General features: G+C 60.8%; 12 protein-coding genes. 10 read left to right on the forward strand and 2 right to left on the reverse strand.

Features of this window, described 5'->3' with window-relative positions:
- Positions 1 to 96 precede the first annotated feature (96 nt).
- The 5 genes from AB4Z52_RS01320 (at position 97) to AB4Z52_RS01340 (ending at position 9,087) form a co-directional block, all read left to right on the forward strand.
- A complete protein-coding gene (locus AB4Z52_RS01320; protein ID WP_442216093.1) occupies positions 97 to 3,282 on the forward strand; it encodes an efflux RND transporter permease subunit in 3,186 nt (1,061 codons plus the stop codon).
- A gap of 217 nt (positions 3,283 to 3,499) precedes the next feature.
- On the forward strand, positions 3,500 to 4,480 hold the full coding sequence (gene denD / locus AB4Z52_RS01325; protein ID WP_442216628.1) for a D-erythronate dehydrogenase: 981 nt from the start codon (positions 3,500 to 3,502) through the stop codon (positions 4,478 to 4,480).
- Entirely contained in the window at positions 4,480 to 5,373 is an 894-nt protein-coding gene (locus tag AB4Z52_RS01330; protein ID WP_442216094.1) for an NAD(P)-dependent oxidoreductase, read from the forward strand. Before denD ends, AB4Z52_RS01330 begins: the two co-directional genes overlap by 1 nt.
- A gap of 4 nt (positions 5,374 to 5,377) precedes the next feature.
- Positions 5,378 to 7,162: an IlvD/Edd family dehydratase gene (locus tag AB4Z52_RS01335; RefSeq protein WP_442216095.1), complete on the forward strand. Its 1,785-nt coding sequence runs from the start codon at positions 5,378 to 5,380 to the stop codon at positions 7,160 to 7,162.
- A gap of 209 nt (positions 7,163 to 7,371) precedes the next feature.
- Entirely contained in the window at positions 7,372 to 9,087 is a 1,716-nt protein-coding gene (locus AB4Z52_RS01340; protein WP_442216096.1) for a putative bifunctional diguanylate cyclase/phosphodiesterase, read from the forward strand.
- Positions 9,088 to 9,100: 13 nt separating this feature from the next.
- On the opposite strand, the gene AB4Z52_RS01345 is transcribed toward AB4Z52_RS01340, so the two are convergent.
- Positions 9,101 to 10,117, reverse strand: a complete 1,017-nt coding sequence (locus AB4Z52_RS01345; RefSeq protein ID WP_442216097.1) for a YeiH family protein — start codon at positions 10,115 to 10,117, stop codon at positions 9,101 to 9,103.
- Between the two features lie 116 nt (positions 10,118 to 10,233).
- Here AB4Z52_RS01345 and AB4Z52_RS01350 point away from each other — a divergent pair, with 116 nt between their 5' ends.
- Positions 10,234 to 11,136 (forward strand): LysR substrate-binding domain-containing protein, encoded by a 903-nt coding sequence (locus AB4Z52_RS01350; protein ID WP_442216098.1) that lies wholly within the window; start codon positions 10,234 to 10,236, stop codon positions 11,134 to 11,136.
- Here the strand turns inward: AB4Z52_RS01350 and AB4Z52_RS01355 are convergent.
- Positions 11,133 to 11,930 carry a DeoR/GlpR family DNA-binding transcription regulator gene (locus AB4Z52_RS01355; protein WP_442216099.1) on the reverse strand — a complete coding sequence of 266 codons (798 nt, stop codon included), beginning with the start codon at positions 11,928 to 11,930 and terminating at the stop codon, positions 11,133 to 11,135. The genes AB4Z52_RS01350 and AB4Z52_RS01355 overlap by 4 nt on opposite strands.
- A 411-nt stretch (positions 11,931 to 12,341) precedes the next feature.
- On the opposite strand from AB4Z52_RS01355, the gene AB4Z52_RS01360 reads away from it, so the two are divergent.
- The 4 genes from AB4Z52_RS01360 to AB4Z52_RS01375 all read left to right on the forward strand — a co-directional run bounded on the left by AB4Z52_RS01360 (position 12,342) and on the right by AB4Z52_RS01375 (position 17,340).
- Positions 12,342 to 14,792 carry a GcvT family protein gene (locus AB4Z52_RS01360; RefSeq protein WP_442216100.1) on the forward strand — a complete coding sequence of 817 codons (2,451 nt, stop codon included), beginning with the start codon at positions 12,342 to 12,344 and terminating at the stop codon, positions 14,790 to 14,792.
- A 96-nt stretch (positions 14,793 to 14,888) separates the two neighbouring features.
- Positions 14,889 to 15,590, forward strand: coding sequence for a uracil-DNA glycosylase (ung, locus tag AB4Z52_RS01365; protein WP_442216101.1), 702 nt, complete (start codon positions 14,889 to 14,891; stop codon positions 15,588 to 15,590).
- A 191-nt stretch (positions 15,591 to 15,781) separates the two neighbouring features.
- Positions 15,782 to 16,714, forward strand: coding sequence for a VOC family protein (locus AB4Z52_RS01370; protein ID WP_442216102.1), 933 nt, complete (start codon positions 15,782 to 15,784; stop codon positions 16,712 to 16,714).
- A 14-nt stretch (positions 16,715 to 16,728) separates the two neighbouring features.
- Positions 16,729 to 17,340, forward strand: a complete 612-nt coding sequence (locus AB4Z52_RS01375) for an alpha/beta hydrolase (protein ID WP_442216103.1) — start codon at positions 16,729 to 16,731, stop codon at positions 17,338 to 17,340.
- Positions 17,341 to 17,460 lie beyond the last annotated feature (120 nt).

A 17,460-nucleotide genomic window follows, 5' to 3' on the forward strand; every position in this document is an offset into this window, starting at 1 on the left:
CGCTCAAACAACAGAATTCAAAATGCCCGTGGCGCCCGGCGCCGCGTGGCCTTGGACCGCTTGGGTCCACTGTTCGCCCCTGGAGAGGGATTTGCCATGAACATTTCCAGATTTTTCGTCGACCGGCCGGTGTTTGCCGGCGTTCTATCGGTCCTCATTCTCGTCGCCGGTCTGATCGGAATGCGGCTTTTGCCGATTTCCGAATATCCCGAGGTCGTGCCGCCTTCGATCGTCGTCACGGCGCAATATCCGGGTGCCAATCCGAAGGTCATCGCCGAGACAGTGGCGACACCGCTCGAAGAGCAGATCAACGGCGTCGACGGCATGCTCTATATGTCGAGCCAGGCGACCTCGGACGGCCTCCTGACGCTGACGGTCACCTTCAAGCTCGGCACCGACCCCGACAAGGCGCAGCAGCTGGTGCAGAACCGCGTGTCGCAGGCCGAGCCGCGCCTACCGCAGAACGTGCGCGATCTCGGCATCACTACTGTCAAGAGCTCGCCGGACCTGATGATGGTCGTGAACCTGATTTCGCCCGACAATCGCTATGACATCACCTATCTGCGCAACTACGCGACGCTGAACATCAAGGACCGTCTTGCCCGCATTGAGGGCGTCGGCCAGGTCGAAGTGTTCGGTTCCGGCGACTATTCGATGCGCGTTTGGGTCGATCCACAGAAGGCCGCCGAGCGCGGACTTGCCGCCAGCGACATCGCCAACGCCATCCGCCAGCAGAACGTGCAGGCGGCCGCCGGCATCATCGGCGCGTCGCCGAGCGTTCCGGGACTGGACGTGCAACTGTCAGTCAATGCGCAGGGACGCCTGGAAACTCCTGAGCAATTCGGCAACATCATCGTCAAGTCAGGCGCGAACGGCCAGATCACCCGCCTGCGCGATGTTGCGCATGTCGAAATGGGTGCGGCGGACTATTCGCTGCGGTCGCTTCTCGACGGCAAGGCGGCGGTTGCGGTTCCCGTCTTCCAGGCGCCCGGCTCCAACGCCATCACTATCTCGGACGAGGTCATGAAGACCATGAACGAGCTGCAGACGGCAATGCCCGACGGCGTCAAATACGAGATCGTCTATGACACGACGCAGTTCGTGCGCGCATCGATCGACAAGGTCGTCCACACGCTGCTCGAAGCGATCGCGCTGGTCGTGCTCGTCGTCATCCTGTTCCTGCAGACCTGGCGCGCGTCGATCATTCCGCTGATCGCCGTTCCGGTGTCGATCATCGGTACATTCGCCGTGATGTATCTCTTCGGCTTCTCGATCAATGCGCTCAGCCTGTTCGGGCTGGTGCTGGCGATCGGTATCGTCGTCGACGATGCCATCGTGGTCGTGGAAAACGTCGAGCGCAATATCGAGAACGGGCTCAATCCTCGCGAGGCGACATACAAGGCGATGAAGGAAGTCTCCGGACCGATCGTCGCCATCGCGTTGGTGCTGGTGGCTGTGTTCGTGCCGCTGGCCTTCATCTCCGGCCTGTCTGGCGAATTCTACCGGCAGTTCGCGCTGACGATCGCGATTTCGACCGTCATCTCGGCCTTCAATTCGCTGACGCTGTCGCCAGCATTGGCTGCCCTTCTGCTGCGCGACCATCACGCTCCGAAGGATTGGCTAACCCGGGCGATGGACCTCACGCTCGGCTGGTTCTTCCGAGGCTTCAACCGCGTCTTCCAGGCGGGATCGAACGGCTACGGCAAGGGCGTCGGCGGTATCCTGTCGCTGAAGAGCCTGGTCATGCTGGTCTATATCGGGTTGATTGGTGCCACCTACTTCCTGTTCCAGGCGGTGCCTGGCGGCTTCGTACCGGCGCAGGACAAGCAGTATCTGATCGGCTTTGCACAGCTGCCTGACGGTGCGACGCTCGACCGGACTGAAAGCGTCATCCAGCGCATGAACGAGATTGCCCTGAAACAGCCGGGGGTCGAGCACGCGATCGCCTTCCCGGGCCTGTCGATCAACGGCTTTACCAATTCGTCGAACGCCGGCATCGTCTTCGTGTCGCTGAAGCCGTTCGAGGAGCGCACCACGCCCAATCTTTCGGGCGGGGCAATCGCCATGCAGCTGAACCAGAAGTTCGCCGGCATCCAGGACGCCTTCATCGCCATGTTCCCGCCGCCGCCCGTCCAGGGTCTCGGCACGACCGGCGGCTTCAAGCTGCAGATCGAGGATCGAGCGGGGCTCGGCTATCAGGCACTCGATGCCGCCAACAAGGCATTCCTTGCCAAGGCATATCAGACGCCTGAACTGGCTGGGTTGTTCTCGAGCTTCCAGATCAACGTGCCGCAGCTTTTTGCCGATCTCGATCGCGCCAAGGCAGAGCAGCTCGGCGTCTCGGTGACCGACGTTTTCGACACGCTGCAGATCTATCTCGGCTCGCTCTACGTCAACGACTTCAACGCTTTCGGCCGCACCTACAGCGTCCGTGTGCAGGCCGATGCGAAGTTCCGGGCCCATCCTGGCGATATCGGCCAGCTCAAGGTTCGCTCCGCGTCCGGGCAGATGATCCCGCTTTCGGCATTGCTGAAAGTCGAGGCAAGTACGGGTCCGGAACGGACGACCCGATATAACGGCTTCCTTGCCGCCGACATCAACGGCGGTCCGGCACCGGGATATTCGTCCGGTCAGGCGCAGGCTGCAATCGAACGCATCGCCAACGAGACGCTGCCAAAGGGCGTTTCCTACGAGTGGACGGACTTGACCTACCAGCAGATCCTTGCCGGTAGCTCGGGCGTGATCATCTTCCCGCTCGCGCTGCTCCTGGTCTATCTGGTGCTCGCCGCGCAATATGAGAGCCTCGCCTTGCCGCTCGCGATCGTGATGATTGTGCCGATGGGAGTGCTTGCTGCCTTGTTCGGTGTCTGGCTGATGGGAGGTGACAACAACATCTTCACCCAGATCGGGTTGATGGTGCTGGTCGGGCTGTCGGCAAAGAACGCCATCCTGATCGTCGAGTTCGCGCGCGAGCTGGAATTCGATGGCAGGACCCCGGTCCAGGCGGCAATCGAATCGAGCCGCCTGCGCCTGCGGCCGATCCTGATGACCTCCATGGCGTTCATCATGGGCGTCGTGCCGCTCATTACCTCGACCGGTGCCGGAGCGGAAATGCGCGCGGCAATGGGCATCGCAGTGTTCTCGGGCATGATCGGCGTGACCTTCTTCGGCATCTTCATGACCCCAGTGTTCTACGTGGTCATCCGCAGGCTCTCTGGCAACCGTCCGCTGAAGCAGCATGAGGAGCATACCGCAGAGGTCATCCGACTGGCGGCCGAATAACGCTGCAGGCACGGCGCCGACCTCCTTCCAGGTGTTTGATGGGCGGGCTCACAAGAGCCCGCCCATTTTGATTTACGGCACCTTCGCGGCGAATTGTCTGGACCAGTCAAAGCGGTTTGCAAGAGGCTGTCTTAGGTCTATCAAACAATGAAGGAAATGATTGACGTACGTCGGGCGCGAGGAGCCGCTGCCGGCGGTCGTTTCGGAGGAGAAAGCCTTGCATATTGCCATCATCGGAGCGGCCGGCATGATTGGCCGGAAACTGACGGCGCGGCTGGTCGCGGCTGGGGTCGCGGGCAGGGATGTCACGCGCTTGACGCTCGTCGATGTGGTCAAGCCGACAGCACCTGAAGGTTTCCCCGGCAAGGTCAAAGCGCGGGCCCGCGACCTCTTGGAGCCTGGCGTGGCCGAAAAGATCATCGCGCAGCGTCCCGACTTGATCTTCCATCTCGCGGCTATCGTATCGGGCGAAGCGGAGCTCGATTTCGAGAAGGGCTACTCCATCAATCTTGATGGCACACGGCTATTGTTCGAGGCCATTCGCGCCGCCAATGCCGAGGAAGGCTATAGACCGAGGCTGGTGTTTACCTCGTCCTGCGCCGTTTTTGGTGCGCCGTTGCCCAATCTCATCCCCGACAATTTCAACCTGACGCCTCTCACCAGTTACGGTACGCAGAAGGCAATGAGCGAACTGCTTCTCGCCGATTACGTCAGGCGCGGCTTTTTCGATGGCATCGGCATCCGTTTGCCGACCATCTGCATTCGGCCCGGCAAGCCGAACAAGGCGGCATCAGGGTTCTTTTCAGGCATCCTGCGTGAACCACTGGTCGGGATGGAAGCTGTGCTGCCGGTACCGGATGACGTTCGCCACTGGCACGCGTCGCCGCGCTCGGCGGTCGGGTTCCTGCTGCATGCGGCGTCCATCGATCTGACGCCACTCGGCGCGCAACGAAATCTCGCCATGCCCGGCGTCAGTGCAAGCGTCGGCGAGCAGATCGAGGCCTTGCGCAAGGTCGCAGGCGACAAGGCCGTCAAGCTCATCCGCCGGGAGCCGGACGAACTCATCATGCGGATCGTTTCCGGCTGGCCGCAGGGCTTTGCCGCCAAGCGCGCGGCGAAGCTGGGCTTTAAGGCGGAGAGCTCCTTCGAAGAAATCATCCGCGCACATATCGAGGACGAACTTGGAGGAAGCCTGTGATGGCGGACGCAAGACCCCGGATCGCCTTTCTCGGAACAGGCCTGATGGGTGCGCCGATGGCTCGCCGGCTACTCGGTGCTGGTTTTCCTGTCACCGTCTGGAACCGCGACGTTGCCAAGGCGCAGCCATTGGCGGCTGACGGCGCCGAGGTCGCCCAATCGGCCGGCGATGCAGCAAGGGACGCCTCCGTCGTCATCACCATGCTGACGAACGGCGACGCCGTCGCACAGGTGCTGTTTGCATCAGGTGTCGCCGAGGCACTGGAACCGGGTGCTGTGGTCGTCGATATGAGCTCGATCCCGCCTCCGGTTGCAAGGGAACATTCTAAGAGGCTTGGCCAGCATGGGCTTGCCCATATCGACGCGCCGGTGTCCGGCGGCGTTGTCGGCGCGCAGGCGGGAACGCTGGCGATCATGGCAGGCGGCGAGGCGGCCGATATCGATGAACTGGCTGCGGTTTTCGCCCCGATGGGACGATTGACGCATGTGGGGCCGAGCGGCAGCGGGCAGCTAGCAAAGCTCGGCAACCAGCAGATCGTCGCGATCACGATCGCGGCGATCGCCGAGGCCATGCTGATGATCGAGGCGGGCGGCGGTTCGCCCGAGGCATTCCGCAACGCCATTCGCGGCGGCTTTGCCGAAAGCCGGATACTCGAACTACATGGCCAGCGGATGGTCTCTCGCGACTTCAAGCCCGGCGGATCGTCGAACAACCAGCTCAAGGACCTCAATGCCGTCCTTGCCACCGCAGAAAACCTCGGCCTGACATTGCCGTTGACGGAGGCAGTCCGCGAGGAATTCGCCGAGTTCATTGCCGATGGCGGTGGCGAGGTGGATCACAGCGGACTGTTGCTGCATCTTGAAAAACTGAATGCCCGGGAAAAAGGGAAATGACGACATGACTGATACCGGCAGGGCAAAGCGCCGCCTCCGTTCGCAGGACTGGTTCGACAATCCCGATCATATCGACCTGACGGCTCTCTATCTCGAGCGCTTTATGAATTACGGCATTACGCCGGAGGAACTGCGCTCGGGCAAGCCGATCATCGGCATTGCGCAAAGCGGCAGCGACCTAACACCCTGCAACCGCCATCACCTCGATCTTGCCAAGCGCGTCCGCGACGGCATTCGCGACGCCGGCGGCATCCCGATCGAGTTTCCGACGCATCCGATGTTCGAAAACTGCAAGCGGCCGACTGCGGCGCTCGACCGCAACCTTGCCTATCTCGGGCTCGTCGAGATCCTCTACGGCTACCCGCTCGACGGGGTGGTGCTGACCACCGGCTGCGACAAGACCACGCCCTCGGCGCTGATGGCGGCTTCGACCGTCGATATTCCCGCGATCGTCCTATCCGGCGGGCCGATGCTCGACGGCTGGCATGATGGCGAGCTCGCGGGCTCGGGAACCGTCATCTGGCGAATGCGACGCAAGCTGGCAGCGGGCGAAATCGACGAGGAGGAATTCCTGCAGGCGGCGCTTGGCTCGGCGCCCTCCATCGGCCATTGCAACACCATGGGCACCGCCTCGACGATGAATGCGCTGGCGGAGGCGTTGGGCATGTCGCTGACGGGCTCTGCCGCCATTCCGGCCGCCTATCGCGAACGCAGCCAGATGGCCTATCGCACCGGCAGGCGCGCCGTCGAACTGGTGCTCGAGGACATCAAGCCCTCCGACATCCTGACGCGCCAGGCCTTCCTCAACGCAATCCGGGTGAATTCGGCGATCGGCGGCTCGACCAATGCGCAGCCGCATCTGGCGGCGATGGCCAAGCATGCCGGCGTCGAACTTTATCCTGAAGATTGGCAGGTGCATGGCTTCGACATACCGCTTTTGGCAAATGTCCAGCCGGCAGGCGCCTATCTTGGCGAGCGTTTCCACAGGGCAGGCGGCGTGCCGGCCGTCATGTGGGAACTCTTGCAGGCGGGCCACCTCGACGGCAACTGTCCGACCGTTACCGGCAAGTCGATTGGGGAAAATCTGAGGGGCCGAGAGGCAAGCGACCGCGAGGTCATCCGTCCGTTCGCAGAGCCGCTCAAGGAGCGTGCAGGCTTCCTGGTGCTGAAGGGCAATCTCTTCGATTTCGCTATCATGAAGATGAGCGTCGTGTCAGAGGATTTCCGCAATCGCTACCTCCAGGAGCCGGGCCGGGAAGGCATATTCGAGGGCAAGGCCTTTGTCTTCGACGGCTCGGAGGATTATCACAAAGGCATCAACGATCCCGCGCTCGGCATCGACGAAAACAGCATCCTCGTCATTCGCGGCGCTGGTCCGATCGGCTGGCCGGGGTCGGCTGAAGTGGTCAACATGCAGCCGCCGGATCATCTGTTGAAGCGCGGCATCAACAGCCTGCCGACGATCGGCGACGGCCGGCAGTCGGGCACCGCCGACAGTCCTTCCATTCTCAACGCCTCACCGGAAAGCGCCGCGGGCGGCGGGCTTGCCTGGCTTCGGACCGGCGATATCATCCGGATCGATTTCAACCAGGGGCTGTGCGACATGCTGGTCGACGACGTTGAGATAGAAAGGCGCAAGGGTGACGGTATTCCGCCGGTTCCCGCCGATGCCACGCCGTGGCAGCGCATGTACCGCGCCTCGGTCACGCAACTGTCCGACGGCGCAGTGATCGACGGAGCCTCAGATTTTCGCCGGCTTTCGATCAAGCCGCCGAGACACAATCATTAAAGAGGATCTATCAAAAGTTGCAGGCAAAAAGCCATATCCTTAATTAGGTAATTATTGAAGATCATTAATGGTTGAAGTGGTACGATATTGTCTGAAACCTACCGTCTCTCAGGACACGTCGTGAGGAAGCAAAAATCTCGGGGCTGAAGAGGAAAAATCGTCGGTCTGAGCAGGAATTCCAGGATCTTTTAAGGAGACTGGAGTTGGCGATGGATGCGTCGCAAATCGGGGTCTGGGAGCACAACCTGGACACCAATGAGATCCTTTGGGACCAGCAGATGCATCGCCTCTACGGCACCGGTCGCAAGGAGCGGAAGGTGGCGTCTTCGGTCTGGATGGCAACGATCCACCCCGACGATCGCGAGCGTGCGATGGCAGAGTTCGATGCGGCGATCGCCGCCAAGGGACCTTACGACTCGCAGTTTCGCATCGTCCACCCGAATGGCGATGTTCGTCATATCCATTCCAAGGCACATTTCTTTGAGGGCCCCGGCGGCGTCCCCTCGTTTATCGGAGCCGAATGGGATGTCACGGCCGACGTCCGGCTCAACCGCGAGCTCGCAGACCAGAGGACGGTTGCCGAAGCCAGGGCCGTGGCGCTGGAGCGCAGCAAGGCGCGCGTCGAACAGGCGGCCGACCACGATTATCTGACCGGCCTGCCGAACCGTCGCCATTTCGACCGGAAGATGGCCGAGTTGCGTGACGAGCCGGATGCCGAAACACTGGCGCTGCTCCACATCGATCTCGATCGCTTCAAGCAGATCAACGACAAGGCGGGGCACGCCGCCGGCGACGCGATGTTGCAATGCGCTGCGGGGCGCCTGCGCGAACTCATCTCAAAACGGGATTTCGTGGCGCGCATTGGTGGCGACGAATTTGTCGTCGTGCTTGTCAACTTTGGCGATTTGGATGCTCTAAGGGCAATTGCCGAAACCATCCTGTCGCGACTGCGCGACGGTATCCCATTTAGCGGCGATGTCTTACAGACGGGGGTGTCGATGGGGGTGGCATGGAACCTGTCGGGCGACGCGGGCAATCTGCTGGCGGAATCCGACCTGGCCCTCTATCAGGCAAAGAAGCTCGGCAGGAATCGTGCCGAGTTCTTCACCTTGAAGCTTCAATCGGACCTGCAGGGGGAACGGCAACTCGCCGAAGAATTGAAGGTGGCGCTGGCGCGGGGCGAGATCGTCCCCTTCTACCAGATCCAGGTGGATGCGCGGACGCGGCGCATCTTCGGGCTCGAGGCGCTGGCGCGATGGCAGCATCCGGTGCATGGGTTGTTGGCGCCCGGCGCCTTTCTCAAGGTTGCCGGCGAATACGGACTGACGGCGGATATCGACGCTGCCATCCTCGATCGCGCCTTGCTGGACAGGGCGGAGTGGCAAGGAAGGGGCGTCGTTTCGCCACGCATCGCGGTCAATATCTCCGCCAATCGCCTCGGTGATCCCCAGTTGATCAGCGGCCTGCTGAAACTGAACATTCCGCGTCACGCCATCGTCTTCGAATTGATCGAGACCATTTTTCTCGACGACAGTGACGATGTCGTTCTTTCCAACATCGAGCAGATAAAACGGATGGGCATCGACGTCGAGATCGATGATTTCGGCTCGGGCCATGCCTCGTTGATAGGTCTGGTCAAGCTTCGGCCGAAGCGGCTGAAGATCGACCGTCAGTTGGTCTTCGACATCACCGTGTCCGACGAGCAGCGGCGGCTCGTTGCCTCGATCGTCGAGATCGCCAAGGCGTTGAATGTCGAGGTGATCGCCGAGGGGGTCGAGACCGAGGAGCATGCGCGCCTTTTGGCCCGTATCGGCTGCGACGGTCTCCAGGGCTATGCGCTTGGCTATCCAAGTCCGGCCGAGGAGATATCCGCACTTCTGCGCGATCGACAGACGCCCGATGCCGTGCGGCTCACGCGACAGTAGCAAGCGGTATCCTTCAGCCGATCCGTAGCATCAGGATCAGTGCGTAGCTGAGGGCGCTCAAAGCGAGCAGCGAAATGATCGCGGCCGCTATCACCCTGCCGCCGGCATGGGCGACCGAGCGGATGTTGACCGACAGACCGAGTGCCGCCATGGCGACGACGGTCAAGGCGCTCGACATCAGAGCCATCGGGGCGACGATCATTTCCGGAATGAACCCAAGCGAGCGAAGCATTGTCATGGCCAGGAAGCCGCCGATGAACCATGGCACCAAGGCGTGGCGATGGTCCGATGGCAGGTGTTCGGTCTGGTTTTTCATGGCAAGGCCCAATACAAAGATGACCGGCCCCAGCATCAGCACGCGGATGAGCTTGACGAGCGTTCCGGTCTGAACGCTGAGTAGCCCGACCGGCGCGGTCGCCGCCAGCACCTGCGGCACTGCATAGACCGTCAGCCCAGCAAAGACGCCATATCGAGACGCGCTCATGCCGGCGTGGAAATAGAGGCTCGGCAGAAGGAAGACGGCAGCGACGCCGAGGACCGCGGTGAAGGCAAGGGCTGCCGCGATCTCTTCCGATCCGGCCTCGATGACGGGCGCGACGGCAACGATGGCCGAATTGCCGCAGATCGAATTACCGCAGGCAATCAGTGCTGCGAGTTTCGACGGCAGGCCGAGCAAACGGCCGACGCCGTAGCTTATTGCAATCGATAAAAGCACGAGGATCGCGATCCCGGCGACGAGGCCAAGACCTGCACCTGCGATGGCCGACAGGCTGATCGAGCCGCCAAGGAGCACGATGGCAATTTCAAGCAGGATCTTGGCGCTAAAGTCGATGCCGGGACGCAGCGGCGCATTCAAAGGCCGCACGCTGCTAACGGCAATCCCGAGAGCGATCGCCAGCACAAGGCTCTCTATCCATTTCCCACCGAGGACGCCGATCTCCAGCCTTTCGCCGAGGCAGGCCAGTAGTGCCACGCCGGCACAGAGCGCAAGGCCCGGGAGCACGCGATGGATAGTGGGCAGGGTGGGCATGACAGTCTGCCGATCGGTTTCAGAGATTTAGCAACGGCCGGAATATCTCACCTATAATCGTCGACTTCTATCGAATAAAATGCTACGTTTCGTTCGTTAAAATAGAACGATCTGTCATGACATTCGAACAACTTGCCATTTTTGTCGCCGTTGCCGAACGCGAACATTTGACCCAGGCGGCCGAGGCTATCCGGTTGACGCCGTCGGCAGTCAGCGCTTCGATCAAGAATCTCGAGGCATTCTACGGTGTCGAGCTCTTTCACCGTGTGGGGAGGGGGATCGAACTGACCGAAATCGGCCGCACGTTCCTCACCGAGGCGAAGGCGACGCTTGCGCGCGTGCGCTCGGCGGAACTCATGCTGTCCGAACTCGGCGGCCTGCAGCGCGGCAAACTCAGCATCTATGCCAGCCAAACCATTGCCAGCTATTGGCTGCCGCCCATTCTCATGCGGTTTCATCTCGATTATCCGGGCGTCGATCTCGACCTTACAATCGGTAATACCCGAACCGCCGCGGAGGCGGTGATCAAGGGCGAGGCGGAGCTTGGTTTCGTCGAGGGCGAGTTCGACGCGCCGACCTTGTCATCGCGTGTCGTCGACACGGACGCGTTGGTGATCGTCGTGGCGCCCGATCATGAGTGGGCCGGCGGACGGCCGCTTTCCGTCAACGATCTTGTCGCTGATACATCCTGGGTGATGCGCGAGAAAGGCTCGGGGACGCGCTCCGAATTTGAAAACTCGGTGGCGAAGCTCGGCCGGTCGCCTGGAGAACTCAAGGTGGCATTGGTCCTGCCGTCGAACGAGGCGGTATTGTCGGCAGTCCGATCAGGACGTTGCGCCGCAGCTATTTCCCGCGCGGCCGCCGGCATCTATCTCCATGAGGGTCACCTTGCAAAGGCTGCCTTCGATCTGCCGATCAGAAATTTTCGCCTATTGCGGCATAAAGAGAGGCATGCCAGCAAGGCTGCTGCGACCTTGGAGGCGATGAGCACCGCTGCGTTACTTGCAGTCCGTATCTAGCCGTCTCTGCTTGCGACTACGAGCTCGATCTGATTGCGGATCAGCATATCCTCGATATCGGCCGGAGGACGCTCGTCGGTAACGAGCATGTCATAGGTCGATGGGTCGTCGACGATGATGGGTGCGCTGCGGCCGAACTTATGGCTGTCGGCGACGATCACACGGTTTTCGGCCCGTCTCGCCGCTTCGCGTGAGTATTCGGCTTCATCGAAATCATGCAGCATGAAACCCGACGTGGCGTTGACAGCGCCGACAGAAAGAACCGCATGCCGGACGCTGAAGCGGCGCAGAAAATTGATCGATTCCACGCCGAAGGCGCCGCCGTCATGGCTGCGCAATTCGCCGCCCGCAAAGAAGACGCGATTGCCATTGCGGGTCGCAAGCGCATGGGCGACAGACACAGCATTGGTCACAATGAACAGGTTCTGATGCTTCTGAAGCGCCACAGCGATGAAGGCGGTCGTTGATCCGATGTCGAGAAAGATGGTGTCGCCGTTTTCGATCATGCCGGCGACGCGGGCTGCGATCAGCCGCTTGGCTTCGGGGTTTTCGTTCATGCGGTAGTGCAGCGGCTGCTCGACCGCCGAGTCCTTGATGTGGACGCCGCCATGCACTTTCGTCACCAGCCCATTGGCTTCGAGCGCGCGAATATTCCGCCGGATCGTCTCTTCGGAGACTGCCAGCCGTTCGGCAAGAAACTGGATGCGACTGGCGCCGCCCGCAAGGCGTAGTTCCTCCAGGATCTCGCGCTCACGGTGGTTCGCGTGTATCGGAGCCTGATCGGAGACTGACATTGAACTACCTCGGTGGAGCTGGGCCAATTGAGATTTTTTAAGTTAAATTTCGGGGCGCGGAAAGCATCCTGATGCGATTTAGGTAAAAAATCCGTCATTTGCTACATTTTCCCTTCCAAAAATTCAACAAAAAGTCAAAATTTTGTTATATTCTGTGGATAATTCTTGACTGTCGATTTTTTGTGAAGAACCTTTCACACAATCTGCAGGAAGACCGGGATAGGCGATGACTGCTTCGTCTGACGATATTACACAGGCTCTCCGGGCTCTGCACGGATCCGCCGGGATTTGCCAAGTGGTCGATCGTGCAATTCGCCCGCCGCCCGCCGATCACGCGCACGATACGACGATGGTTCATTGCAGCCTTCGCGCGGTTGCTCGTGGTGGCGCCTTCTGCGAGTTTGAGGTCGTTTGATGAAGCAACTGCCTGCCACAGCAAAAGCGGTCGTCATCGGGGGCGGCATCATCGGATGTTCCACTGCCTACCATCTGGCCAAGATCGGCTGGACCGATACCGTCTTGCTGGAGCGCCACAAGCTCACCTCGGGAACGACTTTCCATGCTGCCGGTCTTGTCGGCCAGCTTCGCTCGAGCGCCAGTATCACCCGTCTGCTCAGCTATTCCGTCGATCTCTACGATCGCCTGGAGGTCGAGACGGGTCTTGCCACCGGCTGGAAGATGAACGGCGGATTGCGGCTCGCCTGTAACGCGGAGCGATGGACCGAAGTCAAGCGGCAGGCGACGACCGCGCGGTCGTTCGGTCTCGACGTGCAGCTTCTGACGCCTGCGGAGGCGCTGGATCTCTGGCCGCTGATGCAGGTCGACGACGTGATCGGTGCGGTCTTCCTGCCGACAGACGGTCAGGCGAACCCTTCCGACATCACGCAGGCGCTTGCAAGGGGCGCGCGCAAGGCAGGTGCCTCGATTTTCGAGGATACCAGCGTTGTCGACATCGAGATCGACAGGGGCAGGATTTGCGCGGTCGTCACGGATCGCGGTAGGATCGAATGCGAGCGCGTCGTCGTATGCGCCGGCCAATGGACACGGCAACTCGCGGGGCGTTTCGGCGTCAACGTGCCGCTCGTATCCATCGAGCACCAATATGTCCTGACCGATTCCTTCGGCGTTCCCTCCAACCTGCCGACGCTGCGCGACCCGGACCGGTTGACCTACTACAAGGAAGAGCTCGGCGGCCTCGTCATGGGGGGCTACGAGCCCAATCCCATTCCGTGGGCGACCAAGGGCGTCCCAGATGACTTCCAGTTCTCGCTGCTCGATTCCAACTACGACCACTTTGGCCAGATCATGAGCCACGCGCTGGCGCGAGTGCCCGCACTGCGCACGGCGGGGGCCAAGCAGTTGTTGAACGGCCCCGAGAGCTTCACGCCGGATGGCAATTTTATTCTTGGCGAAGCGCCGGAACTCAAGAACTTTTTCATTGGCGCCGGCTTCAATGCCTTCGGCATCGCCTCTGCCGGGGGTGCCGGCATGGCCCTTGCCGAATGGGTGGCAACGGGCGAGCCGCCCTATGATCTTTGGCCCGTCGATATTCGCCGCTTCGGCCGTCCGCATTTCGACACGGACTGGATCCGCACGCGCACGCTCGAAGCCTATGGCAAGCACTATGCGATGGCCTGGCCCCATGAAGAACATGCCAGCGCTCGCCCCTGCCGCAAATCGCCGCTCTACGACCGATTGAAGGCGCAAGGTGCCTGCTTCGGCGAAAAGCTCGGCTGGGAGCGACCGAACTGGTTCGCCGATTTCTTTGCCGGCGAGGAGCCGAAGGACATATACAGCTATGACAGGCAGAACTGGTTTTCGGCGGTTGGTCGCGAGCATAAGGCGGTGCGCGAGGCCGCCGTGTTGTTTGACCAGACCTCCTTTGCCAAATTCGTGCTGAAGGGTGCCGATGCCGAGGCTGCACTTAGCTGGATCGCCTCCAACGACGTCGCAAAGCCCGTCGGCTCCCTCGTCTACACCCAAATGCTGAACAACCGGGGCGGCATCGAATGCGATCTTACGGTCGCGCGCATTGCCGAGGACGAATACTACATTACCACTGGCACGGGCTTTGCCACCCGTGATTTCGACTGGATAGCCAAGGGCATCCCGGCCGATATGCACGCAGAGCTGATCGATATCACATCGGCCTATTCAGTCCTCTCGTTGATGGGACCGAAGTCGCGCGCCATCCTCGAAGCCGTCACCAACTGCGATGTCTCCAACGCCGCTTTCCCCTTCGCCAGTGTGCGAACGATCGGCATTGCCGGCTGTCCCGTTCGGGCGCTGCGTATCACCTATGTCGGCGAGCTTGGCTATGAACTGCATGTGCCTGTCGAATATGCGGTGACGGTCTATGACGCGGTGATGGCGGCAGGAGGAACCCACGGCCTGGTCAACGCGGGCTATCGCGCTATCGAGAGCTGCAGGCTGGAAAAAGGATATCGCGCCTGGGGCTCTGATATCGGCCCGGATCATACGCCCATCGAGGCGGGCCTTGGCTTCGCGGTGAAGATGAAAAAGAACATTGCCTTCCGCGGCCGTGATGCGGTCAATCGCCAGCTGACCTCCGGCGTGACGCAGATGCTTGCCTGTTTTGTTCCCGACGACCGAGACGTCGTATTGCTCGGACGCGAGACGATCTATCGCGACGGCAAGCACGTCGGCTGGCTTTCCAGCGGCGGCTTCGGCTACACGATCGACAGGCCGATCGGCTATGGCTATGTCGGCGATGCTGACGGCGTCACCGAGGCGTTCGTCCTATCCGGCAGCTATGAACTCGATGTCGCCATGCGGCGTGTACCATGTTCGGTCGTCATGAAGCCGCTCTACGACCCGGAGATGCTGCGGGTGAAGGATTGAAATCTGTGCCCTTCTTTCTTCGATGGCCCGTGCTTTCTTGACAGGCGCTGGCTTTCGTCCTCAATCCAATCTGGCGAAACGGAGCGGAGCTGGTCCATGCCGGAAGCAAGTGTCAAGCTGGAGGAGAGCTGGAGAGAAGCGCTGTCGCATGAGTTCGGCAGTGGCTATATGGATCAGCTCAAGGCATTTCTTCTCGAGGAAAAACAGCGCGGGAAAAGCATCTTTCCCCGCGGGCCTGAATATTTTCGAGCCCTCGACCTGACGCCGCTCTCCGACGTGAAGGTCGTCATCCTCGGCCAGGATCCCTATCACGGCCAGGGTCAGGCACATGGCCTCTGCTTCAGCGTGCAGCCCGGCGTGCCCATTCCGCCGTCTCTGGTCAATATCTACAAGGAGCTGCAAAGCGATCTCGGCATTCCGCCGGCGCCTCACGGCTTCCTCGAAAGCTGGGCGAAGCAGGGAGTCCTGCTGCTGAACAGCGTGCTGACCGTCGAGGAGTCCCGTGCCGCTTCGCATCAGGGAAAAGGCTGGGAACGCTTCACCGACGCGGTCATCCGCACCGTCAACGACGAATGCAACGCCGTGGTCTTCATGCTTTGGGGAAGCTATGCGCAGAAGAAGGCCGCATTCGTCGATGCTTCGCGGCATCTGGTGCTGAAGGCCGCGCATCCATCGCCGCTTTCGGCCCATAACGGTTTCCTCGGTTCCAAGCATTTCTCCAAGGCGGATGCCTATCTCAAGGCAAACGGCCGCGAGCCGATCGACTGGGCGCTGCCTGTCGATGCGACCGGAAAGTAGCGCAGTCAAATCCGGCAGTAGCCATTTGTCATCTGGCGTCAACGGCAAGTCTCGTTGAACGACACGATTCCATCGTTCAATAAATGAGGACAATCCGTTTGGTGATCGGGGGCTATCCGAAAAGGGTCGCCGAGACCATTTTCTGCCCATGAGAAAGGCCCCGATAGTGTGGGCCTGGAAAGGGGTTTGAAATGCTCGACCAGATCAAGGGTCTTCACCACGTTACTTCGATGGCTGGAAACGCACGGACCAACAACCAGTTCTTCACCGACACGCTCGGCCTGCGCCGCGTCAAGAAGACCGTGAACTTCGATAGTCCCGACGTCTATCATCTCTACTACGGAGACGAGATCGGCACGCCGGGTTCCGTCATGACCTATTTTCCGTTTGGTAAGATGCCGCGGGGGCGTCCCGGCACCGGCGAGGTTGGCACGACGGTATTTTCCGTCCCTGAAGGTGCCATCGGCTACTGGGCCGATCGCCTTGGCGCCAAGGGCATCGAAGGGATCAAGGCCGATGAAGCGTTTGGCCAGAAGCGGCTGCATTTTGCCGGCCCAGACGGCGACGGACTTGCGTTCGTCGAAGTCAAGGACGACTTGCGCGAGCCCTGGACCCATGGCGGCGTCGATGCCGATCATGCGATCCGCGGATTCCATTCGGTATCCATGCGGCTTCGCGATGATGGCGCCACCGACGAGCTGTTGAAATATATGGGTTATCAGGTCGTCGATACGCATGACGGCGTCAAGCGGCTGGCGATCCCTGGCGGCAACGGCGCTGATTTCGTCGATCTTGAAACGATGCCGAACATTGCCCGGTCCATGCCGGGTGCCGGCTCCGTGCATCATGTTGCCTTCGCCGTTGAAAATCGTGCAAAGCAGCTGGAAGTCCGCAAGGCGCTGATGGATACGGGACATCAGGTAACCCCGGTCATCGATCGCGATTACTTCTGGGCGATCTATTTCCGCACGCCAGGCGGCGTCCTGTTCGAAGTCGCGACCAACGAACCTGGCTTCAATCGCGACGAGGACACTGCCCATCTTGGCGAGGCGCTAAAGCTGCCACAACAGCATGCGCATTTGCGCGAGTTGCTCGAGCAGCATCTCGAGCCGCTGGAAGCCTAGGGGAGGGGGTCGACATGACAGACACAACTTATGTGGACCGGCTGCGCGCCGGTGCACCGGGAAAGCCTATTTTCTTCGTCTTCCACGGCACCGGCGGCGACGAGAACCAGTTCTTCGATTTCGCCAGCCGATTGCTGCCCGAAGCAACGATCATCTCGCCGCGTGGAGACGTTTCGGAATACGGCGCCGCGCGCTTCTTCAAACGCACGGGGGAGGGCGTCTACGACATGACGGATCTTGCCCGCGCGACTGACAAGATGGCCGGCTATGTCAAGCGTCTGGCGGAGGAGCACAAGTCCACCGACATTCTCGGTCTCGGCTTTTCGAATGGCGCGAATATTCTTGCTAACATGTTGATCGAGCACGGCGATCTGTTCGATGCCTCGGTGCTGATGCATCCGCTCATTCCGTTCCAGCCGGTCGACAATGCCGAGCTTGCCGGACGCCGGGTGTTGATTACCGCCGGCGAACGCGACCCGATCGCGCCCATGCCGATGACGAAGGGCCTGGCGGATTATTTCGCCCGCCAGGGGGCAGATGTGAAGGTGGAATGGCATGCCGGCGGCCACGATCTCCGTCAGAGCGAAATAGAGGCGGTTGGCAACTTCTTCGCAATTCACGCGTAATCGAAGCCGGAACGAGTAAAGACGTGGCGGTTATGCAACCGGCGCGCCTTATTTCATTGGCGACGCCAAAGGGCGCTGCCTTTGCTTGCCGGCAATCGCTGCGCTCGCTAATAGTCGAAC

This window comes from Rhizobium sp. 2YAF20 (assembly GCF_052114685.1).
Lineage (GTDB): Bacteria > Pseudomonadota > Alphaproteobacteria > Rhizobiales > Rhizobiaceae > Rhizobium.

Coding starts and splice junctions, on each gene's coding strand:
- AB4Z52_RS01320 (WP_442216093.1), top strand. CDS start 97: ATGAACATTTCCAGATTTTTCGTCGACCGGCCGGTGTTTGCCGGCGTT.
- AB4Z52_RS01330 (WP_442216094.1), top strand. CDS start 4,480: ATGGCGGACGCAAGACCCCGGATCGCCTTTCTCGGAACAGGCCTGATG.
- AB4Z52_RS01335 (WP_442216095.1), top strand. CDS start 5,378: ATGACTGATACCGGCAGGGCAAAGCGCCGCCTCCGTTCGCAGGACTGG.
- AB4Z52_RS01340 (WP_442216096.1), top strand. CDS start 7,372: ATGGATGCGTCGCAAATCGGGGTCTGGGAGCACAACCTGGACACCAAT.
- AB4Z52_RS01345 (WP_442216097.1), bottom strand. CDS start 10,117: ATGCCCACCCTGCCCACTATCCATCGCGTGCTCCCGGGCCTTGCGCTC.
- AB4Z52_RS01350 (WP_442216098.1), top strand. CDS start 10,234: ATGACATTCGAACAACTTGCCATTTTTGTCGCCGTTGCCGAACGCGAA.
- AB4Z52_RS01355 (WP_442216099.1), bottom strand. CDS start 11,930: ATGTCAGTCTCCGATCAGGCTCCGATACACGCGAACCACCGTGAGCGC.
- ung (WP_442216101.1), top strand. CDS start 14,889: ATGCCGGAAGCAAGTGTCAAGCTGGAGGAGAGCTGGAGAGAAGCGCTG.
- AB4Z52_RS01370 (WP_442216102.1), top strand. CDS start 15,782: ATGCTCGACCAGATCAAGGGTCTTCACCACGTTACTTCGATGGCTGGA.
- AB4Z52_RS01375 (WP_442216103.1), top strand. CDS start 16,729: ATGACAGACACAACTTATGTGGACCGGCTGCGCGCCGGTGCACCGGGA.